Origin of the sequence: Actinomadura graeca (assembly GCF_019175365.1) — a bacterium.
GTDB classification, from domain to species: domain Bacteria; phylum Actinomycetota; class Actinomycetes; order Streptosporangiales; family Streptosporangiaceae; genus Spirillospora; species Spirillospora graeca.
In genome coordinates this window covers 86146-110175 of the sequence record NZ_CP059572.1, presented here as the reverse complement: position 1 = coordinate 110175, position 24030 = coordinate 86146, and the positions used below count along the sequence as shown (strand labels likewise).

Here is a 24030-nt window from a genome sequence, read left to right as displayed (position 1 = left end):
CGGTCCAACTCACCGCCCGCTCACACGACGGTCGCCGCAACTTACGCGGGTATTACCCGAGGGGTCAACTGGAACGGTGAGCCGACTCGCCCCAAACTACATTCGCCAATGATCGCCGGTCTACGCCGCCGCGCGGACGGCCGCCGATCGCGGCACCTGGCCGGGCCCCGGTCCACCGCTTTCCGCATCCCCCCGTCTCCCTCTACGACGACCGTATCGCGCTGACGGCGATCCTCGCGCGCGGGGCGATCGACACGGCGGCGCCCGCTCCTTGCAATGTCTTCACCACACCGCCCGGGATGTTGAGCGCCGTGGTCATCGTGTGGGGGTCGCCGATGGCCAGGAACCGGTACGGGGCTTGCAGGAGCCTCCCGTCCATCTGCACGCCGCCCTGCTCGTCCAGGAAGTAGGTGTCGACCCCCGCGCGGACCTCGTTGACCTGTATCACCTCGGCGCCCGCGTCGCGCAGCTCCTGCATGGCGTCCAGGAGGTGGAGGGCGCGCACCCCGCGCCTCCGGTCGTCGATGAGCACCTCCACTCCCGGCCCCTCGGCGGGCAACGTCCCCGCCAGGAGGCCATAGGTGGTCGCCCGCTTGCGCGCTTCCTCCAGGGCCGTACCGCCCTCCGCGTCGCGTTCCAGCCCGGCCTTGGTCTCCTCCAAATCGCGCAGGTCGCCCCGGAGCCGGTCCGATCGCTGCCCCAGGTCGGCCAGGATCCCGACCAGTTCGTCTTGCCGCGCCGTGGCGAACGTGGTGTCCCGGTTGTTCGCCTGCACCTGCGCGACGACAGCGAACCCTAGGACGAGGCACAGCGCCGCCCCGATGAGTTGCCCCCATGAGAGGCGGGGACGCAGCAATCCCACGAGCACTGCGATTCCCCCCGCGCACGGGGCCTTTTCCGGCTTCTCTCCACCGGTGGTTTCCGTGAAGGAGGGGGCGGATTTCGCCGAGGGTGCGGCGGCCGGTTCTGTTCCGCGCTCCTTTTCGGGAATGTTGCCGACTTCAGCGGAGCCGAGGTTTTCGTCGGGTGTGTTCATGCGCCGAACAGCTTCCGCCGGATCGCCGCCGCGTTGGAGAAGATGCGGATTCCGAGGACGACCACGACCCCGGTGGAGAGCTGCGAGCCGACCCCGAGCTGGTCCCCCAGGAACACGATCAGCGCGGCGATGATGGTGTTGCTGACGAAGGAGACCACGAAGACCTTCTCGTCGAACACGTCCTCCAGCCGGGCGCGGACGCCGCCGAACATGGCGTCCAGCGCGGCCACGATGGCGATCGGCAGGTACGGCTGCAGCCACAGCGGCACCGTCGGCTCCAGCACGAAGCCGAGCGTGACCCCGATCGCGAGGCCGATCAGCGCGAACACCGTCGGATCCCCCCTCCCCCGGTCGTCCTCACCGGCCCTCCCGGGGCGCGGCGTACCGCAGCCGCAGCCCGGCCGCGGCCGGCAGGCGCACCCGGCCGGCCCTATGGGTGCCGTAGGCGATCCGGTAGCGCTCCTCCAGGCGCCGCAGCCACCGGTCCGCGTCGGAGCCGTCGAAGGCGTCCTCCATCTCGCGGGGCTCGCCCAGGGCCGTCACCTCGTACGGGGTGCGCAGCGGCCGGTAGTCGACGAGGACCGCCTCGCCCGCGGTGCGGATCGCCGTCACCGGCGTGATCCGCTGGCCGTTGATCCCGATGGCGCGGGCACCGGCCGCCCAGAGGCCGTTCACCACCACCTGGAGGTCCTGATCATAGACCCGGCCGTCGTCGGGGGCGTGGCCCCCGCCGGCGTCCGGCTCCCCGTGCCGGGCGTCGTCCAGCGTGATGACCAGGCCGGGACCGGCGGCGGGCGCGCCGGCCGCGGCGGCGCGGGCCTCGGCGAGCCGCTGCCTGGCGCGCCGCCCGGCGTCGCTGCGCGCCAGGGCCGCGGCGCGCCGCCGCTCGGTCTCGGCGCGCAGCCGGTCGAGGCGGCGCTGGAGGCCGTCCGTCTCACCCGTGCGGACGTGGATCTCGTCGATGAGCCTCGCGCGCCGCTCCGCCGCCACAGGCTCGCCACGGCGCACCTCGGCCCCCGCCACGGCGAGGAGGACGCCCACGAGGAGCAGGATGAGCAGGATGCCGCCTCCCCTGAACCGTCCTCTCGCGCGCGGGCCTTCCCCGGAGGCGGCGCGTCGCGCGGCGGCCTCCGTGTAGCCGGGGTCCAGGATTTTTCCGGCGAACAGGTCGAGCAGGAGGGACATGGACGCGTCCGGCCGTCGCCAGCCGCCCGCCCCCGGTCCCCTCGCGCCCGCCCCTGGCGCCTTCGCCTCTGGATACGGCTCCTGGACGTCCGGATTTGGGGCGGCCGGTTCGGGAATTTCCGGCCCGTCGTCTCGTGCGATCACCGGCTCATCATGGCAAGGAGCATCGGGAGGGCCCTACAAGCGGCCGTCGGGCGAGGTCGGGGGGACCGGCGGGACCGGCGGGCGCGCGCGGGGGGCGCCTCGCGTCGTGCGAGCGGGTCAGGCGACTGCGCGGGAGCGGTCGAAGCCCACGTGGAGAGCGAGCCCGGCGAGGACCGAGCCCATCATGTAGCGCTGGGCGCGCCGCCATCCGGGACGGTGTGCGAGGAAGGAGGCGATGCCGCCGGCGCCGAGGACGATGAGGGCGTTCACGGTCACCGCGACGACGATCTGGGTGAGGCCGAGGAGGAGGCTCTGGAGCGCCACGTGCCCGCGGGCGGGGTCGACGAACTGGGGCAGCAGCGACATGTACATGACGGCGATCTTCGGGTTCAGCAGGTTGGTCACGAGCCCCATGGTGAAGAGCCGCGAAGGCGGGTCGGGCGGCAGATCCTTCGCCTCGAACGCGGACGCCCCGCCGGGCCGGAAAGCCTGCCAGGCCAGCCACAGCAGGTACAGCGCGCCGCCCACCTTGATCGCGGTGTAGAGCGGCGGGACGAGGCCGAAGACCGTAGTGATCCCCGCGGTGGCACCCAGGACGAAGACCAGGAACCCGGCCGCGACGCCGCCGAGCGAGACGAGCCCCGCGCGCCGGCCCTGCGCCACGGACCTCGACACCAGGTAGACCATGTTGGGGCCGGGAGAGAGCACCATCCCCAGGGCGACGAGGGCGATGCCGGCCGCGGCGCTCGCTGTGATCATTGCGCTCCTGTCTCGCGTTTGCCTCGATGCTAGAAGTCGGAGCATCTCGGTGCAATAATCTCTTTGCTCTCGGTGCAATCGGGAACGGGGTTGGCGCTATGGAGGACTACCGCTGCGTGGCCGATGGGGTGGCCGCCGACATCGAGGCCGGGCGGTTCCGGCCCGGTGAGCGGCTGCCGCCCCAGCGCGCGTTCGCCCGCGAGCGGGGCATCGCCGGTTCCACGGCGAGCCGGGTCTACCAGGAACTGGCCCGGCGAGGGCTCGTCGTCGGCGAGGTGGGGCGCGGCACCTTCGTCCGGGCCGCCGAGGCGCCGCCGTCCCCCGCCTTGGCCGAACCCTCGGAAGCGCGGATCGACCTCGAACTCAGCTATCCCGTCGTACCGGAGCAGAGCGCGCTGCTGGCCTCCGGGCTGGGCCGGATGCTGCGCCCGGACGTCCTGGACGCGGCGCTCGGTCCCGTCGGCGTGAAGGGCACCGGAAGGGCACGCGAAGCGGCGGCGGCGCTGCTGGAGGTACCGGGGTGGCGGCCCGCGCCCCAGGACGTGCTGTTCGCGGGGAACGGCCGCCAGGCCATCGCCGGGGCGGTCGCCGCGCTCGTCCCGCCGGGCGGGCGGCTCGGGGTCGAGGCCCTCACCTACCCGGTGATCAAGGGCATCGCGTCCAGGCTGGGCGTCACACTGGTGCCCCTCCGCATGGACGAGCAGGGCCTGTGCCCCGAGGCGATCATCGAAGCGCACAGGAGAGCACCCCTCGGCGCGGTCTACGTGCAGCCCACATTGCACAACCCCTACGGGACGACGATGCCGTGGCAGCGGCGCGCCTCCATCGCAGCCGCTCTCCACCGCCTGGACCTGAGCGTGATCGAGGATCGCGTCTGGGCGTTCATCCTGGGGGACGGCCCTGCCCCGCTGGCGTCCCTCGCCCCGGCCCGCACAGTGCTGATCGACAGTCTGTCCAAGCGTCTGGTGCCCGGCCTCAGCATCGGGTTCGTGGTCGCTCCCCCGCCTATGGCCGGGCGCGTCGCCGCCGCGCTGCGATCGGGTGGCTGGGCGCCGGGCGGGTTCGCGCTGGACGCGGCGGCCGGCTGGATCGCCGACGGGACGGTCGAGACCGTGGTCCGCGCCAAGCGCGCGGACGCCGCGTCCCGCCGGCGGATCGCCGACGAGATCCTGGGAGGTTTCGCGGTCCGGTCCGATCCGGCCTCGTACTTCTGCTGGTGGGAGCTCCCGGAACCCTGGCGCGCGGAGACGTTCGTGGCCGCCGCCGCCCGCCGGGGCATCGCCGTCACGCCCGCCGCCGCGTTCGTCGTCGGGACGGCCGCGGCCCCGCGCGCCGTCCGTCTCGGCCTGGCCTCGTCGCCCCCGGACGTCCTCGCCCGGGCGCTGACCGTCCTGGCCGAGATCGCGAAGGGCGCCCCGGAGGACACCGCAGTCGACTGACCTGGGGAAACGTTTACGCCCGAGATTCGGTCACGCAGCGCCGGCCCAGACGGGCGACCGTGGCCCCGGCGGTGCCGCCCCGCTCAATGATCTTCGAAGTTATCCACATCTTCGCGGTGCCTGGACTTCGGGGCACGGGTCGTTCATCTTTTTCGGAGGGGAGGCGCCCGGGGGCGGGCGCCGGTGTTCCGGGGGGAGCGGCGACATGATCGAGGTGCGCGGGATCGGGCAGCGGGTGGACGGCGGGCGCCGCACGCTGCGAGACGTGTCGATGACGATCGCGCGCGGGGAGCTCGTCGCGATCATCGGCGGCAGCGGCGCCGGGAAGACGACGCTGCTGGACGCCATCGCGGGCGTGCGGCCGCCCGCGGAGGGCGAGGTCCGGCACGACGGGGCGGGCGGCGCGCTCGGCTACGTCCCGCAGGACGACATCGTCCACATGGAGATGCCGCTGCGGCGCACGCTGCGGTACGCGGCCGGGCTGCGGCTGCCCGCGGGGACGCCGCAGGAGCAGGCCGAGAAGGCCGTCGACGAGGTCCTTGAGGCGCTGGCGCTCACCGACCGCGCGTCCCAGCGCGTGGGGGCGCTCAGCGGCGGCGAGCGGAAGCGCGCAAGCATCGCGGTCGAGCTGCTGACGAGGCCGCGCGTGTTCTACCTGGACGAGCCGACGTCGGGTCTCGATCCCGCCACGGCGGCCGACCTGATGCGGCTGCTGCGCGGCCTCGCCGACGCCGGGACGACGGTGGTGCTCACGACGCACCATCCGCCGGACGTCGCCATGTGCGACCAGGTGGCCGTCCTGGCACCGGACGGGCGGCTGGCGTTCTACGGCTCCCCCGGCGACGCCACGGAGGAGTTCCAGGCCGACGGGATCGAGGACATTTACCTGCGCTTGGCCGAGACCGGGGAGGCGCACGACTGGACGGGCCGTTTCGACGCGCCGAGGGAGTCGGCCGGCCCGGGCATCGGCGCGTTCGCGCAGTGGGCCCTGCTCACCAGGCGCAACGTCGACCTCCTGACACGCAACCGGCTGACGCTGGCCGTGCTCGCCGGCTCTCCGCTGATGGTGCTGGCGATGTTCGCCGTCCTGTTCCGTCCCGGGGCGTTCTCGCCCGAATCGCCCAGCCCGGGCTCCACGGTGATGATCCTCTTCTGGATCGCGTTCGGCGGGTTCTTCTTCGGCCTGACCTACGGACTCCTACAGATATGTACGGAACTGCCCGTTCTGCGACGCGAACGGCTCACCGGCCACCGTCCGGCGGCCGCGCCCGCCCACGCCGCTTCACACCCGGCTCCGGCAGTCCCTCGGGCCGCTCTGCACAAGACCATGGGCAATGGCGCGCCCGCCAACGAGACGACGGCCGCCGGCGCCCGGCAGCCGACCGCATCCGGCAAAACCGACCACACCGCGGCGAACGGCACGAGCGACAACCCCACGCCGAACGGCACGGCCGATCACACCGCGGCCAATGGCAGGAGCGACCACACGGCGGCCAACGGCGCGGGCGTCGGACTCTCCTCCGGCCGGCAGGGAACACAGCGGTCCGGCGGCCACGCCGCAGGTGAGCGCGAGGCCGCAAGCCCGGGGGCGGCAGGGGCGCGCGAAAAGGCGCGGCGGCCTTGGCGGCGGGGGGCGCGGCGACGCGGGCTGGGGATCGGGCCGTACGTCCTGGCCAAGGTGGCGGTGCTGCTGCCGTTGCTGGCCGTCGTGGACACGCTGATGCTGGGGGTGCTGCGGGCGCTGGACCGGCTGCCACCGCTGGGGTGGCGGACGTACGGGGAGCTGTTCCTCACTCTGCTGCTCTGCTCGCTGGCGGCCCTGGCGCTCGGGCTCCTGGTGTCGGCGGCCGTCACGGATCCCGCTCAGGCGACTTTGGCTTTGCCAATGCTGTGCTTTCCGCAGGTGCTGTTCGTGGGCGCGATCCTGCCCGTGCCGGAAATGGCGGCGCCGGGGCGCTGGCTGAGCTATGCCATGTCCAACCGCTGGGCGTTCGAGGGGCTCGCCCACAGCCTGGGCGTGGAACAGCTCTGGGGGTCGGGACGGTCCCCGCTGGGCCCTCCGCTGCTCGCCTCGTACGGCGACAGCTTCTCCCGCGCCATCGCCATTGACTGGGCCCTGCTCGGGGGATTCGCGGTGCTCTTCCTCGTGGCCACAGGGATCGTCCTCGCACGCCGGACACCAAACGTAGGCTAACCGGCCGAAAAAGGACAGTGCGCCCTCTTGCGGGAAAGCGTTCGATTTTGGACCGTTTTTTCTAGGGCGTGTGGCGGTTTCGCTCTCGGGGGTAGCAATGTCCGATTTTCGGGTCGGCGCGATGCCGACCGTCCATCCCGACTACACCGGCACGTGGCGGCTCGACGAACTCCGCGCCACGGAGTACCGGCATCTCGACGAGCACGGCCAGGTCTATCTCGACTACACCGGCGCCGGGGTCGCCGCGCAGGCGCAGTTCCGTGCGCACTTCGAGCGGCTGGGCGCCGCGTGCTACGGCAACCCGCACTCGGAGAACCCGACGTCCAGCGCGTCCACGGTGCTGGTCGAGGAGGCCCGCGCGGCGATCCTGCGCTTCTTCAACGCCTCCCCCGACGACTACGCGGTGATCTTCACGGCGAACGCCACGGGGGCCTGCCGCCTCGTCGGCGAGGCCTATCCCTTCCACCGCGGGACACGGCTCGTCCTGACCGGGGACAACCACAACTCCGCGAACGGGATCCGGGAGTTCGCCAAGGCCCGCGGCGCCCGGGTCGTCCAGCTTCCGGTGCGGCGCCCGGACCTCCGCGTCGGCGAGGCGGAGGTCCGCGCCGCCGTCGGACGGCGGCGGGGCCTGTTCGTGTTCCCCGCGCAGAGCAACTTCACCGGCGTCCAGCATCCCCTGGAATGGGTCGGCCTCGCGCAGCGGCACGGCTACGACGTGCTGCTGGACGCGGCCGCGTTCGCCCCGGCCAATCCCCTGGACCTGACTGCGGTCCCGGCCGACTTCGTCCCGGTGAGCTGGTACAAGGTGTTCGGCTATCCGACCGGGGTCGGCGCGCTGGTCGCACGGCGTACCGCGCTGGCGCGGCTCCGCCGTCCCTGGTTCTCCGGCGGGACGATCCAGGCGGTCAGCGCGCACGGCGGGTGGCACGTCCCCGCCCCCGACGAGACGGCCTTCGAGGACGGCACGCTCAACTTCCTGTCCATCCCGGACGTGCGGTTCGGCATCGACTGGGTCGCCGGCATCGGCATGGACCTGATCCACCGCAGGGTGCGCTGCCTGACGTCCTGGCTCCTGCGGCGCCTCGGCGACCTCCGCCACGCCGACGGCTCGCCCATGATCCTTCTCTACGGGCCGGAGGGCACGCGCCTGCGGGGAGGCACGGTCGCGTTCAACGTCCTCGACCGCCACGGCCGGATCGTGGACGAGCGCCTCATCGCCCGCGACACCGCCGCCGCGGGGATCTCGGTCCGCACCGGCTGCTTCTGCAACCCCGGCGCGGGCGAGGCCGCCTTCGAGATCTCCGAGCGCGCCCTGCGCCGCCCCGCCGACGACGGCATGCGGACGCTCGACGACTATCTGGGCCACCTCGGCCTGCCCACCGGCGGCGCCGTCCGCGCCTCGCTCGGACTCGTCTCGAACATCGCCGACATCGAACGCTTCGTCACCTTCCTGGACGACGCCTACGCCGACCGCGCCCCGACCCCGGACGGGCTGAAACCCCGAGAGCGCTGCTAGCCGGTGTTTCACAGTCCCGGCCCACTTCACTCGCCTGGCGGCTCGCTACGTGACCGGACCTGGGCGAACGCGACATCGCTTCGCGATCAGCCCGGTCCCGCCCGCCTTCGGCATCGCGGCACCGGGCAGGTCACGCGTTCGCGCGCGTGGCCGAGGCCACTTCGAGACAGTCCCTCACCGACGCCGCGCGCCACCCATCCAGCGCCGCGCGCCACCCGGCCGCCCGTTGCGCACTGCCCCATCCAGCGTCGGCACGCCCACCCGCCGTCGCACCCCGCCGGTCCAGGCATCGCGCCCCGCCGGTCAAGGCCACGTGCCCTGCGCTCCGTTGCGGGCTGTCCATCCAGCGCTGTCTCTCGCCCCTCCGGCGTCGCGTCCCGCCCATCCGGCGTTGCGTCCCGCCCATCCGGCGTTGCGTCCCGCCCGGCCAGCGTTGCGTCCTGCTTGCCCCTTACGCGCTGTCGGTAAGGCATTGCGCGCTGCCCATCACGCCTGGGGAACCGCCCGGCCAGCGTTGCGCGCTGCCTTTCCGTCGCGGGCCCTCCATTTGATGGTGTGCGTTGCCCGTCCAGTTAGGTGGGCCCGGGACGAGGTTCCGGGCAGAACGCGACGCTCCGTCGTGCGAGATGTGGCGTGTTCTTCGTGCGTTCGTCAGGCACATCGCCCCGCGGACCGTCTGGGGGTCACTCAAGCTGATCGCGACGAACGGTGGTGGTGGCTTGAGGCGGTCGAGCGGGCCGCGGGGAACCGCCCGGCGTCGTCGGGGTGGTGCGGGTCAGGAGCCGGCGTTTTCTACTACGGCGGCCCATTGCTCCAGGAGTTCCTGGGCGGCGTCCTCGTCGGGGCCCTCGGCCCACAGGTGCGTCACGGCCTCCGCCGGGTCGGGCAGGATGAGGGCCCAGCGGCCGTCGCCCTCGATGACGCGGACGCCGTCGGTGGTGTCGACGGTGCGGCCGGAGGCGGCCTCGACCACGTGGCGCATGACGGCCCCCTTCGCCGCCCAGGGGGTCGGGACGGAACGTCGCAGGAGGTGCGCGTCGGGGATGCGGCGGTCGATCTGCGAGAGGGTCAGGCGGGTCCTGGCGACGAGGCCGACGAGGCGGATGAAGGCCGCGATGCCGTCGACGGTGCCGCTGAACTCGGGCATCAGGAAGCCGCCGCGGCCGTCCCCGGCGAAGATCACGTCGGGGTGCCCGGCGGCCTTGGTGAGGACGTCCTGGGAGGTGGAGGTCCACTCGACCTGGACGCCGTGGAAGCGGCAGACCTGCTCGGCGACGCGGGTCGTGGTGACCGGGAGGGCCACGCGGCCGGAGCGGCGCTCGGCGGCGACGAGGTCGAGCATGACGAGCAGGCCCCGGTCGTCGCCGACCAGCTCGCCGTTCTCGTCCACGAGGGAGATCCGCTCCCCCACCGGGTCGAACCGGACGCCGAACGCCGCGCGGGACGACGACACCAGGCCGCCGAGGCGTTCCAGGTCGCGCATCCGCTCGGCGAGCGTCTCGGTGGGGTTGGCCTCGTCCAGGCGGTTATTGCGGGTGAGGACCTCCACGCCGAGCTTGCCGAGCAGGTTCGGCAGGACGAGCGACGCCGTGCCGCCCGCGCAGTCCAGGACGATCTTCAGCCCGGCCTCGCGGACGCCGCTGATGTCCACGCGGCGCAGGAGGTCGCGGGTGTAGGTCTCCACGACGCGGGGCGGGTAGGTCAGCTCGGCGATCTCGCCGGGGAACGCGCGCCGGTACTCCTGCCGGCCGAAGACCCGTTCCAGCTTGCGCTGCGCCGCCTGGGAGAGGTCGGCGCCGTCGGCGCCGAGGAAGACGATGTCGACGCCCTGCGGGTCGCCGAGGGTGGTGCGGATGTAGATGCCGCCCACGCAGTCGGCGCGGCCGGTCTCGAAGCGGGCGACGGTCAGCGGGGTCGCCTCCAGGTCGAGGACGTCGATGGCGCTCGCGGTCAGCGCGCTGATCACGGCGCGTTTGAGGGTGCGGGCGGCGCGGGAGGCGTCCCGTCCGGCGACGACGGTGGTCCCCTTCTTCAGGGTCGTGGCGTAGGCGCTGGCGAGGCGCACCGCGAGCTCCGGGGTGATCTCCACGTTGACCAGGCCGGACACGCCCCGCGGGCCGAACAGGTTGCGCTGTCCCCGCGACTCCCAGATCACGCTGGTGTTGACGACCGCGCCGGCCTCGATCGTCTTGAACGGATAGACCTTCACGCCGCTGGAGACGTACGCCTCCGCCTCGATGACGCACTCGTCGCCGACGACCGCGCCCTCCTCGACGCGGGCGCCGGCCATGATGTCGGTGTTCTTGCCGACGACGCAGCCGCGCAGGCTCGTGGACGGCGCGACGAACACGTTGTCGTGGACGATCGCCCGGTGCAGGAAGGCGCCCTCCTTCACCACCACGTTGCTGCCGAGGACGGTGTACTCGCGCAGCTCGACGCCGGCCTCGACCTTGGCGTAGTCGCCGATGTACAGCGGACCCTTCAGGACGGCCTCGGCGTCCACCTCGGCGCCCTCGGCGACCCACACGCCGGGGGACATCTCGAACCCTCCGAGGTCGATGCCGACCTGCCCGGACAGCATGTCGGCCTGCGCCTTCATGTAGCTCTCGTGGGTGCCGACGTCCTCCCAGTAGCAGTCGGCGACGTACCCGAGCAGCGGCGCGCCGTCGGCGAGGAGCCGGGGGAACACGTCGCCGGACCAGTCGACGACCTCGCCCGACGCGACGTGGTCGAGGACCTCGGGCTCCATGACGTAGATGCCGGTGTTGACGGTGTCGGAGAACACCTGGCCCCACGTGGGCTTCTCCAGGAACCGCTGCACGCGGCCCGCGTCGTCCACGATGATGATCCCGAACTCCAGGGGGTTCGGGACGCGTTTCAGCCCGATGGTGACCAGGGCGCCGCTGCGTTCGTGGAACCGCACCATGTCGGTCAGGTCGATGTCGGTGAGGGCGTCCCCGGAGATCACCAGGAACCGGTCGTCGCGCAGGGCCTCCTCGGCGTTCTTGACGCTGCCGGCGGTGCCGAGCGGAATCTCCTCGGTGGCGTAGCTCAGCGACATGCCGAGCTCCTCGCCGTCGCCGAAGTAGTTGCGGATCAGCGCCGCGAGGAACTGGACGGTGACGACGGTCTCGCTGAACCCGTGCCGTTTGAGCAGGCGCAGCACATGTTCCATGATCGGCCGGTTGACGAGCGGCAGGAGCGGCTTGGGCTGGTTGGCGGTCATCGGACGCAGCCGCGTCCCCTCGCCCCCCGCCATCACGACGGCCTTCATCGGGGGTTCTCAGCTCCCTTCTGATCGCCGGCCGGCGGAGCCCGCCCCGGGCACTCCCCCCGGGTCCGGCGCGGCGGCCGGGCCGGGCGCGGCGCCCGGGTCCGGCGCGGTTTCCGGCGCGTTTTCCGGCACGGGGGCCGGGGGCGAGGCGCGGCCTGCCGCGGCCAGCCGCCGCGTCTGCGCCCAGTACAGGACGGCGGCCCACCAGTACAGGGCCGTCCCCCAGATGGCGAAGGACCATCCGATGACCTTCGCCGTGGTCCCCGCGCCGCCGTCATGGTCGCCCAGCAGCAGCAGCGGGAAGGCGTACAGCAGGCAGAGCGTGGCCGCCTTGCCGATGAAGTGGACGGGGAGCGTCCCCCCGTACCCCAGCCGCCGCACGATCGGCGCGATCGGGACGATCACGACCTCGCGGGCCACCAGCAGGACCACCAGCCACACCGGGATGATGTCGCGGATCGTGAGGCCGACGAGGGTGGCGAAGATGTAGAGCCGGTCGGCGGCGGGGTCGAGCACCATCCCCAGCCTGCTGGTCTGGTTCAGCGCCCGAGCCAGCTTCCCGTCCAGCCAGTCCGACAGCCCGGCGAACACCAGCAGGCCGAGCGCCCACCAGTCCGCCTCGGCGAGGACGAGCCACAGGAACAGCGGGACGCCCACGAGACGCGCCAGGCTGAGGACGTTCGGCACCGTCCAGATCCGGTCCTGTCCCGCCACAGCACTCACCGACGAGCTCGCCTCCCTGCGTCCCCCTTGATCCTGACCCTACCGGTAAGGGTTTGAAAGCCCCCGATAGCGTCCGGTCATGCGATGGACTGTGCACGGGGAGAGGTCGATCTACGACAGCCCCTGGATGGACGTGCGGCTGGCCGATGTCGAGCTCCCCGACGGGCGCCGCGTCGACCACCACCTTCTGCGGGTGCGCCCCGCCGCGGGCGTGATCGCGGTGGACGGCCGCGCGCGGGCCCTGCTCATCTGGCGGCACCGTTTCATCACCGACCGGTGGGGCTGGGAGGTTCCGGGCGGACGGGTCGAGGACGGCGAGGACCCCGCCGGCGCCGCCGCGCGCGAGCTGGTCGAGGAGACGGGGTACCGCGCGGGGCCGCTGCGCCGGATCCTGGAGGTGCCGCCGTCCCCCGGTGTCCACGACGGCGTCCACCACATCTTTCGGGCGGACGGCGCCGAACGGGTCGGCGAGCCCACCGACGTGGAGGCGGAACGCATCGAGTGGGTTCCGCTGGCCGACGTCCCGGACATGGCGGCGCGCGGTGAGATCGGCTCGGCGTCCAGCCTCTGCGGGCTGCTCCTGTTGCAGCGTCTCAGCGGGGGGTGACGGAGCCCACGTCCGCGACGGGCAGGAGGGCGGTGACGGTGAACCCGCCGCCCGCCCGGGGACCGGCGTCCAGGGTCCCGCCGACGCTGCGCGCCCGTTCGATCATCCCGAGCAGGCCGAACCCCCGCGGCGACCCTCCGGCCGGGCCGCGCCCGTCGTCGGCGACCCGGACGGCGAGCCGGTCCCCGTCCCGCGCCAGCCCGACCTCGACGGTCGTGGCGGCGGCGTGCTTGACGACGTTGGTCAGCGCCTCCTGGACGATGCGGTAGGCGGCGACGCCCACCTCCGGCGGCGGCGTCCCGGCCCCCTCGTCGTCGAGGACGACGGTGAGCCCGGCCGCGCGCGCCGCCTCCGCGAGACCGGCGATCCCCGCGATGCCCGGCAGGACCTCCGGCGGTCCGCCGTCGGCGCCGCGCAGGACCTGGAGGGTCCCGCGCAGTTCCGTCCGGGCGTCCCGGCAGGTCGCGGCGATCGAGGCGAGCGCCTCGCCGAGCTCCCCGCGGTCCACCGGGCGGTCGCCGCGGACGAGGTGCGCCGCCGCGCCCGCCTGCACGCCGATCAGGGTGATGCTGTGCGCGAGGAGGTCGTGCAGGTCACGGGCGATCCGGAGGCGTTCCTCGGCGACCCGGCGGCGCGCCTCCTGCTCCCGTGTCCGCTCGGCGCGCTCGGCCCGCTCGGTGATCGCCGCGACGCGGGCGCGGTGGCTCCGCCACACCTGGACGGCGATGGCGATCGCGACGACGCCCTCGATCACCGCGATCTGCTCCCGGACGCTGCCGCCGCCCGCGCGCATCGCCATCCCGACCACGCAGGTCAGCAGCAGCAGCGCGACGACGCTGAGCACGACCCGGACCCGCCGTCCGAGCACGGCGTACCCGAACAGCGCGATCACCTCGGCGGGCACCAGCGCGTGGTGCTGGTACTGGAGCAGGTGGTACGGCAGCGCCAGGACGACCAGCGACGCCAGCGCCCGGCCCGGCCAGCGCCGCAGGACCGCCAGCGGCGCGTGCACACCGGCCAGCAGCAGGAGGCCCGGCGCGTCCAGCGGGCGCACCTCGGGCCACACCGCCGCCGCGACCGCCGCGCAGACGGCGAGCGCCGCCGCCGCCAGCGCATCCCTGACCTGACCGCTCACCCGGGGGACCGTCACCACCACGCCACCATCCTCCCCGACGGGATCCCCGTCCCGCACCCGCCCCGCGATGGCGGTGCGCCGGCTCCGGGCGCGCCGGCGGTACGGTCGGAGGCGCCCGGTACGGTCACGGACGGAGCGGCATGAAAGCGATCTTCCTCATCACCGGGATCCAGGCGGCCGGGAAGTCGACGGTCGCGCAGCTCCTCGCGGAGCGGTTCCCCCGCTCGGTGCACGTGCGCGGCAGCGTGTTCCGGCGGATGGTGGTGGGCGGGCGGGCGGACATGACACCGGACCCGTCCGAGGAGGCCGTGCGACAGCTCCGCCTGCGGCATCGCCTGACGGCACGGACGTGCGACGCCTACTTCCGCGAGGGGTTCACCGTCGTCGCGCAGGACGTCGTCCTCGGCGGCCACCTGACCGAGATGACCGCGCTCATCGAGGGGCGGCCGCTGCTCGTCGTGGTCCTCGCCCCGCGGCCGGAGGCGGTCGCGGCCCGCGAGGCGGCCAGGGGCAAGGACGCCTACGGCGTGTGGACGATCGAGCAGCTCGACGAGGGCCTGCGGACCGGGACACCGCGCATCGGGCTGTGGCTCGACACGTCCGGCCAGACGCCGGAGGAGACGGTGGACGAGATCCTGCGGCGCGCGCAGGAGCCGGAGTCCTGGGCGCTGTAACCGGACACCGTAGGGCGATTCACCCACCGGCCCTTATCCCATGGGCGCCGCTTGCGGCAACGGGGGTGCGGCGGGTTAGCGTCGGGCACGACAGATCGCGGGGGCCCGGCGAACCGGGCTGAGATAGCGGCTGGGACGGCCGCTGACCGCTGGAACCTGACCGGGTAATGCCGGCGTAGGGAGAGATCGAGTCGTATGACCGAGACCGTGGTTTCCTCTGCCCGCAAGACGTTCCTCCAGGGTTCGCGGCCCGACCTGCGCGTGCCCATGCGGGAGGTGCCGCTGACCGACGGCGGCGCCGTCGTCCTGTACGACACGTCCGGGCCGTACACCGACCCGTCGCACGAGACGGACGTCCGGCGGGGGCTGCCCGCCCTGCGGGACGCGTGGATCACCGAGCGCGGCGACACCGCCGCCTACGACGGGCGGGCCGCACGGCCCGAGGACGACGGGCGGCGGGCCGGCGACCCGCTGCGCGACCGGGCGGCGTTCCCGCCGAGACGGCCCAGGCGCGCGACCGGAGGGGCGGTGACCCAGCGCGCCTACGCGCTCCGCGGCGAGGTCACACCCGAGATGGAGTTCGCCGCGCTGCGCGAGGGCGTGGCGCCGGAGTTCGTCCGGGACGAGCTGGCCGCCGGGCGGGCGGTGCTGCCCGCCAACGTCAACCACCCCGAGATCGAGCCGATGGTCATCGGCCGGAACTTCCTCGTGAAGGTGAACGCGAACATCGGCAACTCCGCCGTCGCCTCGTCCATCGAGGACGAGGTGGAGAAGATGACCTGGGCGACCCGGTGGGGCGCGGACACGATCATGGACCTGTCGACGGGCCGCGACATCCACACCACGCGGGAGTGGATCCTGCGGAACTCGCCCGTCCCGGTCGGGACCGTCCCGCTGTACCAGGCGGTGGAGAAGGTCGGCGGCGACCCGGCCGAGCTGACCTTCGACGTCTTCCGCGACACGGTGATCGAGCAGGCGGAGCAGGGCGTGGACTACATGACCGTCCACGCGGGCGTGCTGCTGCCGTACGTGCCGCTGACGGCGCGCCGCAAGACCGGGATCGTGTCCCGCGGCGGGTCGATCATGGCGGCGTGGTGCCTGGCGCACCACGAGGAGAACTTCCTGTACACGCACTTCCGGGAGCTGTGCGAGATCTTCGCCGCCTACGACATCACCTGGTCGCTCGGGGACGGGCTGCGCCCCGGGTCGATCGCCGACGCCAACGACGAGGCGCAGTTCGCCGAGCTGCGCACCCAGGGCGAGCTGACCCGGATCGCCGCGGAGTACGGCAACCAGGTGATGAACGAGGGACCCGGGCACGTCCCGATGCACAAGATCAAGGAGAACGTCGACCTCCAGCAGGAGTGGTGCGACGGGGCGCCGTTCTACACGCTCGGGCCGCTGACCACCGACATCGCGCCCGGCTACGATCACATCACCTCGGCGATCGGCGCGGCGATGATCGGCTGGTACGGCACCGCGATGCTCTGCTACGTCACCCCCAAGGAGCACCTGGGCCTGCCGGACCGTGACGACGTCAAGGCCGGCGTCATCGCCTACAAGATCGCCGCGCACGCCGCCGACCTGGCGAAGGGCCACCCGGGCGCCCAGGCGTGGGACGACGCGCTCTCCGACGCGCGGTTCGACTTCCGGTGGGAGGACCAGTTCAACCTGTCCCTCGACCCGGACACCGCACGCGCGTTCCACGACGAGACGCTCCCGGCCGCCCCGGCGAAGACCGCGCACTTCTGCTCCATGTGCGGGCCTCACTTCTGCTCCATGAAGATCACCAGGGACGTCCGGCGATACGCCGACGAGCACGGCCTCGGCGAAGACGAGGCCCTCGCCGCCGGGATGCAGGAGAAGGCCGGCGAGTTCCGCGCCACCGGCGGCCGCGTCTACCTGCCGATATCACCCGGCGGCTCCTGACCTGCCACCACCCGGGCCCGCCGCCGTCCTCGACGCAGGAGGCGCCGGTGATGTCGCGGGTGCGGTCGTCCACGATGCCTCGTAGCCGCCGCACGGCGGTCCGGGCCAGGGGGCCGCGATGGTCCGGGCCCCGTGCCCGGTGGGAAGGGGCGGCGCGGCTGCTGCGGCGCCGCCCCCGGCTCCTGGCACGCCGCCGCCCCGCGCGGCCCTGCTCTCCAGCAGCTGCCGGACCTGTTCGGCCAGGTCGTTCAGGGTCATGCCCTCGACCAGCCGGTATCCCACGTCATTCCAGGGCCAGGGCACCAGCGCCCAGTAGCGGCCGGTGGCTTCGCCGCGCCAGTGCCGCACCCGGCCCGGGAACCGCGCCGGAGCCTGAGGGCCGGACGTCAGGGCGAGCGTGGTCACGGGAGCGTCCGGCGGGATCGGCGCGCTCACGACGAGCCCCCTTCGCGGCGTCGGCGACGTCCTGCACCGCGCGGTCCATGCCGGTGACGAGCCCGATCTCCTCGCCCACCGCCCACCGGAACACCGCCCGCTGGCAGATGACGATCAGCTTCCGCTCGTCCGACCCGGTCACGATCAGGCTGGTCCGGTAGATGCGGACCGTGACGCCGCGCTCGCCCAGCCTGGCCACCAGCGTCCGCAGCGCCAGCCGGTGGTCGCACTCCTGCGCCGCCTCCAGCAGCTTCCGCAGTACCAGGGGGCTGTCGGCGTAAGTCGCGACGATCCCGCCGGGGAACTGCCCGCCCACCGCGCGGATCACCGCCTCGTGCCCGCTCACCGCGCGGGCCTCCCGCCGGTCTCGGCGTCGGTGACCTCCCGCAGGTTCTCGCGCAGTGCCTCGGCGGTGTCGGCGTCCAGCTCGGTCACCACCCGGCCGCCGAAGGGGCCGTGGTGCCCGGCGCGCCCGGTCGGCCGCGTCGCCCACCACCGCGCGGTGTCGGCGGTGTGAATGATCGACCAGCCCGGAAACTCCTCCCGCAACGCCGCCTTCCGCTTCTGTACGGCGTCCGTATTGTGCGGTTGCTGTACTTTGCCCATAGCCGGATCTCACTTCCGGTCAGACCCCGGCCGGTGCTCCTAACACCGCGTCCGGGGTCGCCTTATTTGGGGTGGGATCGAGCATGCTCCTGAGCCTGCGGACGTTTGAACAGCGTTCCAAGGACGTCTACGACGTGTCAGAGATACGTTCGGGGAACGTCCCTTCCGTCCCGACGCTGGGAGCGCAGTGGCCAACGACGCGCTGAGGCAGGCCCTGAACGATGCGAGACTGACGGAGCAAGAACTAGCCGACGCGTGCCAGGTGGACGTGAAGACGGTGGCTCGGTGGATCGTCGATGAAGGGCGGACGCCCCACCTGCGACACCGGTGGGACGCGTCTCGGGCCTTAGGAGTTGATGAGGCCGTGCTGTGGCCCGACGCAATCCGAAAGAACGTCAAGACCGGCCCCGATCGCGAGGTCGTCGCGGTCTACCCGCACCGATCCGCCTGCCCGAAGTCGGTGTGGCGACGCCTGATCGACGATGCCTCCAAAAACCTCATTTTCGCCGGTTACACGAACTACTTCCTGTGGCTTGAGATCCCCAACCTCCGGGGGATTCTCCGCCGCAAGGCTCAGAATGGCAGTCGGGTTCGGTTCCTGATCGGCGATCCCGAAAGCGATGTGACCCGGCGCCGTGAAACTCTTGAATCCGTGCCGCTCACGGTCGGCACACGCATCAAGATCACTTTGGACGAGCTTTCCAAGGTCGCCGACGTCCCAGGCATCGAAGCCCGCTACGGAGACGATCACATTGCCATGAGCGTCTTCATCTTCGATGACCAGATGCTCGTGACACCGCATCTCGCATACCTGGTCGGGCACGACTCTCCCATGCTCCACGTGCAGCGCTGCCAAGAAGAGGGCCTCTTCGATCGCTTCGCCTGCCATGTCAACGAACTCTGGAACAACGGACGCCCCGTGGCCGGCAACTGATCAACCGTCCCCGAGACGACAGAGCGCCGGTCGCGAGCAGGCTGAGCAGCTGATCGAGAACTCGCGCCGTTCCAACCTGTCGCTCGGACTCAACCCGATAGACCGGCTGGCCGAGGATGGAGCATGAGCACGACGAAAGCCCGGCGCGTCGACCACTGGCAGGACCCGGACGCGCCCAAGCCCACCAGCCGCAAGCCCTCGGCGTCCGCGCTCGTACGTGACGACGATGGCCGGGTGCTGCTGCTGCGGCGCCCTGACAATGGTTTGTGGACGATTCCCACAGGCGGGCTGAAGAAGGGCGAGACCATCCGGGAGTGCGCCGTCCGGGAGTGCCGCGAGGAGACCGGCGTCGAGATCGAAACCGGCGATCTCGTGGGCGTGTTCACCACCCCCGACCACGTGATCGAGTACATCAAGGACGGGCGGGTGGACGAGGTCCGGCAGCCGGTGAACATCTGCCTGCACGCGCGGCCGGTCGGCGGTGTCCTGATGACGACGGACGAGGCGTCCGAGGTCGTCTGGGTCGCGCCGGACGACCTGGACGACTACGAGATCCATCCCGCACTCTGGCGGCGGATCCGGCATGGCCTCGACAGCAGGGAGCCGCAAATCGACTGAGGCCTCTGACGCCGGCGGCGGGTGCGTCTATCTGTCCTTGTTTCCCGGCGGCTCCTGACCGGTCCTTCCGAGGCCGCCGCGGACCACTCGTCCGCGGCGGGTTCGGCGGCCTTCTGTGTGCGGGGACCATGCGGCTCATCACCGCTACTATCTGGGGACCGTTCCAAAAACAGGCGTCCCCGTCCCCCGCCAGGAAGGACCGAAGGACCAGGTGACCACCGACGACACACCCCGGCGGGCCGCCGCCGCCCGGACCGAGCGCGCCGATGTCCGCCGCAACCGCGCGCGGCTGCTCGCCGCGGCCCGGGAGATGTTCCTGCGCGACGGCGCCGACGCCTCCCTGGAGGGCGTCGCCCGGCTGGCCGGCGTCGGGATCGGGACGCTCTACCGGCACTTCCCCACCCGGCAGGACCTTTTGGAGGCCATGCTCGCCGGGGTCTACGACGAGCTCGCCGCCCGGGCCCGCGGCCTGCTGGCCGCCCCCGCGCCCGGCGAGGCGCTGCTGACGTGGCTGCGCGCGTTCATCGAGCAGGTCACCGTGTTCCGCGGCATGCCCGCGTCGGTCATGGTGACGCTGAAGGACGAGCGGTCCGAGCTCAACCCGTCCTGCCGGGCCATGCGCGCCGCCGGCGAGGAGCTGTTCGTCCGCGCGCAGAAGGGCGGCCTGGCGCCGGCGGACACCGCCTTCGACGACGTGCTCCGGCTGGCCAACGCGATCGCCATGGCCACCGAGAACGACCCCGCCGCGGCGAACCGCCTGCTCGCCCTGGCCGCCGCCGGGCTGTGCCCGTGAATCCGGGCCCGAGGGGCCCGTTCCCGCGGCCGGCGCGTCACCGCCTCGCGGTGGGCGGGCGCGGGAGGCCGCCCGGCTAGGCGGGGACGGTGATGGCGGTGGCGATCAGGCCGCGGCCGGCCGTCCAGCGGCCGGTGAAACCGCGGAACGGCGGGTCGGGGACGAGGATCTCGGCGGTGAACGTGCCGCCGGGGTCGAGCACGAGGGTGGCGTCCTCGAAGCCGAGCCAGCGGCGCGCCACCGGGAACCACGCCTTGTACACGGCCTCCTTGGCGCAGAACAGCAGCCGGTCCCAGTGCACGTCCGGGGAGGCGCGGCCCAGCTCCTCCAGCAGGGGGAGCTCCTCCTCGCGGGCGATGGCCTCCAGGACGCCGTCGGGAAGGGGGCCGTGGGGTTCTGCGTCGATGCCGAGGGCGGCGACGTCCCCTGACCGGGCGACGGCGGCGGCCCGGTAGCCGTCGCAGTGGGTCATGCTGCCGACGACGCCGTCCGGCCACCGGGGCGCGCCCCGCTCGCCCCGCGTGATCGGGACGGGCGGCATCCCCAGCCCGGCGAGGGCCTCGCGGGCGCACCAGCGGACGGTCGTGAACTCCCGGCGCCGCTTGTCGACCGCCCGCGCGACCACGGGCTCCTCCTCGGGGAACAGGACGGCGCCGGGCGGGTCGTCGTAGACGGCGGACGTGCGGACGCCCGCCGGGACGATCCCCTCGATCACGCGTCCTCCCGCGGGAGCAGGACGGGACGCGGGCCCTGCGGCGCGGTGTCGCGCTTGCGCCATTCGCGCGGGTAGCCGACGGACACCTCGACGTGCGGCACGCCGTCCGCCCAGATCGTCCGGGGGATGTGCAGGTGCCCGTACACGACGGAGACCGCGCCGAACCGGACGTGCCAGTCGGCGGTGCGCTCGCTGCCGCACCACTGGGCGAACTCGGGGTACCACAGGACGCGCGTGGGTTCGCGGATGAGCGGCCAGTGGTTGACGAGGACCGTCCTGGTGTCGGGCGGCAGCTCCTTGAGACGGCGCTCGGTGTAGGTGATCCGCGCGTCGCACCAGGCGTCCCGCGTGGGGTGGGGGTCGGGGTGCAGGTAGACCTCGTCGGTGCAGACGATCCCCGCCTCGCGCGCGATCTCCAGGGCCTCCTCCTTGGTGGAGGCGCCGTCCGGGCGGAACGTGTAGTCGTACAGGATGAACAGGGGCGCGATCGTCACCGGGCCGCCCTCGCCCTCCCACACCGGGTACGGGTCCTCGGGCGTCAGCACGCCCAGGCCGCGGCACATCTCGACGAGCCGCCGGTAGCGGGCCTCGCCCCGCAGGGCCACGGGGTCGTCCTTCGTCGTCCACAGCTCGTGGTTGCCGGGCACCCAGACGACCCTGCCGAACCGCCCTGCGAGGGTGCGCAGCGTCCACTCGACATCGGAGAAGCGCTCGCCGACGTCCCCGGCGACGATCAGCCAGTCGCCGTCGGACGCGGGCCGGAGTCCCTCGACGAACGCGCGGTTGTCGGAAAATCCCACGTGCAGGTCGCTGATGCCGTACAGACCGCTCATCCAATGATCGTAGGCTGCCGGGGACGCGGCCCCGCCGCGTCCCCGGCACCCGTGGCCCGCGGGCGGGCGCCCTGGCCGGACAAGGCCATCCGGGCGCCGGACCTGCGCCGCACCTCAGGCGCCGGGCCGTCCCGGACGAAGGTCGTTCACGGCCGATCACGCGGGTGAGACAATTCACGGCGAGCCGGTCAGAGACGGGTGGTGGTTCGGTGGACGCGCCCCGGCCGGCGCCCGCCGGTGACGAGGATCTGCGCGCCCGGCTCGCGGCGGGCGACGAGCAGGCGCTCGGCGAGGTCTACGACCTGTACGCGCCGCTGGTGTACGGGCTCGCCCGGCGGGTCACGGGCGACCGGGAGGCGGCGCACGACGTCACGCAGGAGGTCTTCGCCGGGCTCTGGGAACGCCCGCTGGCCTTCGATCCCGGGCGCGGTTCGCTGCGCGGGTGGATCGCGACGCTCGCGCACCGCAGGTCGGTCGACTGGGTGCGCCGGGAGGCCCGGCGGCGCCGTCCCCTGCCGGAGCCCGCGCCCGCGGCCGCCGAGGGCGGGGCCGACGAGGCCGTGCTCGCCGGGGAACTGGCGAGCCGGATGAAGGAGTCGCTGAACGCGCTCCCCGTGCCCATGCGCGACGCTCTGGAGCTGGCCTACTACCGCGGGCTGACGTACCGGCAGGTGGCCGCGGCGCTCGGGATCCCCGAGGGGACGGCCAAGTCCCGCATCCGCAGCGGCCTCGCCCGGTTAGGGGACCGTCTGGAGCGCGAGGGTCTCTTCCCCTGAGCGCCGTGCGCGGGCGCGCGCGTACGCCTGAGACGCCCGCAAGGCTCAATCCGCCGGGATGTTGACCCCTTCCGGTCACGACCCAATCCGCGGCGGGCGAGGGCGACGAAGCCGTGACATCCGCGGTGCCGGTCGAAGGCACCGCCTGGCTCGCGAGAAGGTTCCAGCGATGTCACGACCGTTCCATCTCAAGGCCGCCGCGCTGTTCACGGCGGCCGCCGCACTCGCGGCGGCGGCCCTGTCCGGCTCCGGGCCGGGTGCCGCGACGGCGTCCAGTCACCGCGAGGCACCGCTCATCTCCGGACAGCCGCAGTACGACAACACCGACGTCTACGCGTTCGTCAGCCCGGATAAGCCGGACACGACGACGCTGGTGGCCAACTTCTCGCCGTTCGAGGAGCCGGCCGGAGGGCCCAACTTCTTCAAGTTCGCGAACGACGCGCGGTACGACATCAACGTCGACAACGACGGCGACTCCCTGCCGGAGTTCACCTACCGGTTCTCCTTCAAGGACTCCTTCCAGAACCGGAACACGTTCCTGTACAACACCGGGCCGGTGAAGAGCCTCGCCGACCCGAACCTCAACTTCCGGCAGACCTACGACCTGACGCTGATCCACCGCAGGCACGGCATACCGGTCGCCTCGCGGAGGCTGGCGTCGGACGTGCCGGTCGCGCCGTCCAACGTCGGCCGGGCGTCGATGCCCGACTACCGGAAGCTGCGCGAGCAGGCCGTCAAGACGCTGTCGAGCGGCGCGCAGGTGTTCGCCGGGCAGGCCGACGACCCGTTCTTCCTGGACCTGCGCGTCTTCGACCTGCTGTACGGCGGGAACCTCAAGGAGGTCGGCAACGACACGCTGCGCGGCTACAACGTGCAGACGGTGGCGCTCCAGATCCCGACCAAGGCGCTGATCGCCCATGGCCAGCCGATCGTCGGCGTGTTCTCGACGGTGCAGCGCAAGAGCGCGGGCGGCGACTGGGTGCAGGTGTCGCGGCTGGGGATGCCGCTGGTGAACGAGGTCGTCAACCCGATCAAGGACAAGGACAAGTTCAACGCCTCCTCGCCCTGGCATGACGCGCAGTTCCTGCCGAACGTCACGAACCCGGAGCTGCCGAAGCTGATCGAGGGGATCTACCAGATCGCGGCGCCGGCCGCCCCGCGCAACGACCTCGTGCAGGTCTTCCTGACGGGCGTGCCGAAGCTGAACCAGCCGCCGAAGGTCCGCCCGGCGGAGCTGATGCGGCTCAACACCTCGATCCCGCCCGCGGCCGAGCCCAAGCGCCTCGGCGTGCTGGACGGCGACAACGCCGGCTTCCCCAACGGCCGCCGGCTCGGCGACGACGTGCTCGACATCTCGCTGCAGGTCGTCGAGGGCGAGCTGCTCGGCAAGAAGAACGACCTCGGCGACATGGTGGACGCCAACGACGTGAAGCTGGAGAAGGCGTTCCCCTACGTCGCGCTCCCGACGTCCGGCTCCGCCGTGCAGCGCGGCGACCGCAAGGAGACGCTGAGCAAGCGGGCCGCCAACCTCAGGGCCACGCCGGCGGCGAGCACTGAGCCGACCACCGAGCGCATGCCGCTCGTCCCCGTCCTCGCCCTGGGCGTGGGCGCGGCGTTCCTCGTCAGCGGCGGCGCCCTGTGGTTCCGGCGCAGGCGCGGCCCCATCCGCTGAGCCCCGGGCCCATCGCCCCGCGACACCCGA

Annotated in this window: 22 protein-coding genes and 1 riboswitch; of the genes, 11 read left to right on the top strand and 11 right to left on the bottom strand. The window is 72.6% G+C overall.

The genetic code is table 11. The features are described 5' to 3' along the window. Positions 1–202 precede the first annotated feature (202 nt). The 4 genes from AGRA3207_RS00495 to AGRA3207_RS00480 form a co-directional block, all read right to left on the bottom strand. The gene (locus tag AGRA3207_RS00495) at positions 203–868 is read right to left on the bottom strand and encodes a DUF881 domain-containing protein (RefSeq protein ID WP_231332557.1); all 666 of its coding nucleotides are present in this window, start codon (positions 866–868) and stop codon (positions 203–205) included. A gap of 164 nt (positions 869–1032) precedes the next feature. Then, positions 1033–1365 carry a small basic family protein gene (locus tag AGRA3207_RS00490; RefSeq protein ID WP_231332556.1) on the bottom strand — a complete coding sequence of 111 codons (333 nt, stop codon included), beginning with the start codon at positions 1363–1365 and terminating at the stop codon, positions 1033–1035. A gap of 28 nt (positions 1366–1393) precedes the next feature. Then, positions 1394–2365: a DUF881 domain-containing protein gene (locus AGRA3207_RS00485; protein ID WP_231332555.1), complete on the bottom strand. Its 972-nt coding sequence runs from the start codon at positions 2363–2365 to the stop codon at positions 1394–1396. 117 nt (positions 2366–2482) lie between these two features. After that, a complete protein-coding gene (locus tag AGRA3207_RS00480; RefSeq protein WP_231332554.1) occupies positions 2483–3124 on the bottom strand; it encodes a LysE family translocator in 642 nt (213 codons plus the stop codon). Positions 3125–3222: 98 nt separating this feature from the next. Between AGRA3207_RS00480 and AGRA3207_RS00475 the strand changes: the two genes are divergently transcribed. The 3 genes from AGRA3207_RS00475 (at position 3223) to AGRA3207_RS00465 (ending at position 8276) form a co-directional block, all read left to right on the top strand. After that, positions 3223–4563, top strand: coding sequence for an aminotransferase-like domain-containing protein (locus AGRA3207_RS00475; protein ID WP_231332553.1), 1341 nt, complete (start codon positions 3223–3225; stop codon positions 4561–4563). A 205-nt stretch (positions 4564–4768) separates the two neighbouring features. Further along, positions 4769–6757, top strand: coding sequence for an ABC transporter ATP-binding protein (locus tag AGRA3207_RS00470; protein WP_231332552.1), 1989 nt, complete (start codon positions 4769–4771; stop codon positions 6755–6757). A 97-nt stretch (positions 6758–6854) separates the two neighbouring features. Further along, positions 6855–8276 (top strand): aminotransferase class V-fold PLP-dependent enzyme, encoded by a 1422-nt coding sequence (locus AGRA3207_RS00465; RefSeq protein ID WP_231332551.1) that lies wholly within the window; start codon positions 6855–6857, stop codon positions 8274–8276. A gap of 775 nt (positions 8277–9051) precedes the next feature. Here AGRA3207_RS00465 and AGRA3207_RS00460 read toward each other — a convergent pair. Next, the gene (locus tag AGRA3207_RS00460; protein ID WP_231332550.1) at positions 9052–11550 is read right to left on the bottom strand and encodes a mannose-1-phosphate guanyltransferase; all 2499 of its coding nucleotides are present in this window, start codon (positions 11548–11550) and stop codon (positions 9052–9054) included. A 9-nt stretch (positions 11551–11559) separates the two neighbouring features. Further along, positions 11560–12273, bottom strand: a complete 714-nt coding sequence (clsA, locus tag AGRA3207_RS00455) for a cardiolipin synthase ClsA (RefSeq protein WP_231332549.1) — start codon at positions 12271–12273, stop codon at positions 11560–11562. A 79-nt stretch (positions 12274–12352) separates the two neighbouring features. Here clsA and AGRA3207_RS00450 point away from each other — a divergent pair, with 79 nt between their 5' ends. Next, on the top strand, positions 12353–12880 hold the full coding sequence (locus AGRA3207_RS00450; protein ID WP_231332548.1) for an NUDIX hydrolase: 528 nt from the start codon (positions 12353–12355) through the stop codon (positions 12878–12880). On the opposite strand, the gene AGRA3207_RS00445 is transcribed toward AGRA3207_RS00450, so the two are convergent. Further along, positions 12867–14036: a sensor histidine kinase gene (locus tag AGRA3207_RS00445; RefSeq protein ID WP_231332547.1), complete on the bottom strand. Its 1170-nt coding sequence runs from the start codon at positions 14034–14036 to the stop codon at positions 12867–12869. The two genes, AGRA3207_RS00450 and AGRA3207_RS00445, sit on opposite strands and share 14 nt — an antisense overlap. A 119-nt stretch (positions 14037–14155) precedes the next feature. Between AGRA3207_RS00445 and AGRA3207_RS00440 the strand changes: the two genes are divergently transcribed. Beyond that, complete coding sequence (locus tag AGRA3207_RS00440; RefSeq protein WP_231332546.1) at positions 14156–14689, top strand: AAA family ATPase; 534 nt, start codon at positions 14156–14158, stop codon at positions 14687–14689. An 87-nt stretch (positions 14690–14776) separates the two neighbouring features. Next, positions 14777–14888, top strand: a riboswitch (TPP riboswitch). Continuing rightward, positions 14885–16618 carry a phosphomethylpyrimidine synthase ThiC gene (gene thiC, locus AGRA3207_RS00435; RefSeq protein ID WP_231332545.1) on the top strand — a complete coding sequence of 578 codons (1734 nt, stop codon included), beginning with the start codon at positions 14885–14887 and terminating at the stop codon, positions 16616–16618. (Overlaps the previous riboswitch by 4 nt.) Before the next feature lie 283 nt (positions 16619–16901). On the opposite strand, the gene AGRA3207_RS00430 is transcribed toward thiC, so the two are convergent. Further along, positions 16902–17399, bottom strand: coding sequence for a hypothetical protein (locus AGRA3207_RS00430; RefSeq protein ID WP_231332544.1), 498 nt, complete (start codon positions 17397–17399; stop codon positions 16902–16904). Further along, positions 17396–17602 (bottom strand): hypothetical protein, encoded by a 207-nt coding sequence (locus AGRA3207_RS00425; protein WP_231332543.1) that lies wholly within the window; start codon positions 17600–17602, stop codon positions 17396–17398. The genes AGRA3207_RS00430 and AGRA3207_RS00425 overlap by 4 nt, the downstream gene beginning before the upstream one ends. Before the next feature lie 244 nt (positions 17603–17846). Here AGRA3207_RS00425 and AGRA3207_RS00420 point away from each other — a divergent pair, with 244 nt between their 5' ends. The 3 genes from AGRA3207_RS00420 to AGRA3207_RS00410 all read left to right on the top strand — a co-directional run bounded on the left by AGRA3207_RS00420 (position 17847) and on the right by AGRA3207_RS00410 (position 20004). Continuing rightward, a complete protein-coding gene (locus AGRA3207_RS00420) occupies positions 17847–18593 on the top strand; it encodes a helix-turn-helix domain-containing protein (RefSeq protein ID WP_231332542.1) in 747 nt (248 codons plus the stop codon). A 123-nt stretch (positions 18594–18716) separates the two neighbouring features. Continuing rightward, a complete protein-coding gene (locus tag AGRA3207_RS00415) occupies positions 18717–19211 on the top strand; it encodes an NUDIX hydrolase (protein WP_231332541.1) in 495 nt (164 codons plus the stop codon). A gap of 211 nt (positions 19212–19422) precedes the next feature. After that, on the top strand, positions 19423–20004 hold the full coding sequence (locus tag AGRA3207_RS00410; protein WP_231332540.1) for a TetR/AcrR family transcriptional regulator: 582 nt from the start codon (positions 19423–19425) through the stop codon (positions 20002–20004). 76 nt (positions 20005–20080) lie between these two features. Here AGRA3207_RS00410 and AGRA3207_RS00405 read toward each other — a convergent pair whose 3' ends face one another. Together AGRA3207_RS00405 and AGRA3207_RS00400 are read right to left on the bottom strand one after the other, a co-directional pair. Next, positions 20081–20719 carry a 4'-phosphopantetheinyl transferase family protein gene (locus AGRA3207_RS00405; protein WP_231332539.1) on the bottom strand — a complete coding sequence of 213 codons (639 nt, stop codon included), beginning with the start codon at positions 20717–20719 and terminating at the stop codon, positions 20081–20083. Continuing rightward, a complete protein-coding gene (locus AGRA3207_RS00400; RefSeq protein ID WP_231332538.1) occupies positions 20716–21552 on the bottom strand; it encodes a metallophosphoesterase family protein in 837 nt (278 codons plus the stop codon). Before AGRA3207_RS00400 ends, AGRA3207_RS00405 begins: the two co-directional genes overlap by 4 nt. 209 nt (positions 21553–21761) lie before the next feature. Between AGRA3207_RS00400 and AGRA3207_RS00395 the strand changes: the two genes are divergently transcribed. Continuing rightward, positions 21762–22328 (top strand): RNA polymerase sigma factor, encoded by a 567-nt coding sequence (locus AGRA3207_RS00395; RefSeq protein WP_231332537.1) that lies wholly within the window; start codon positions 21762–21764, stop codon positions 22326–22328. Positions 22329–22497: 169 nt separating this feature from the next. Beyond that, on the top strand, positions 22498–24000 hold the full coding sequence (locus tag AGRA3207_RS00390; RefSeq protein ID WP_231332536.1) for a DUF4331 domain-containing protein: 1503 nt from the start codon (positions 22498–22500) through the stop codon (positions 23998–24000). Positions 24001–24030: the final 30 nt, after the last annotated feature.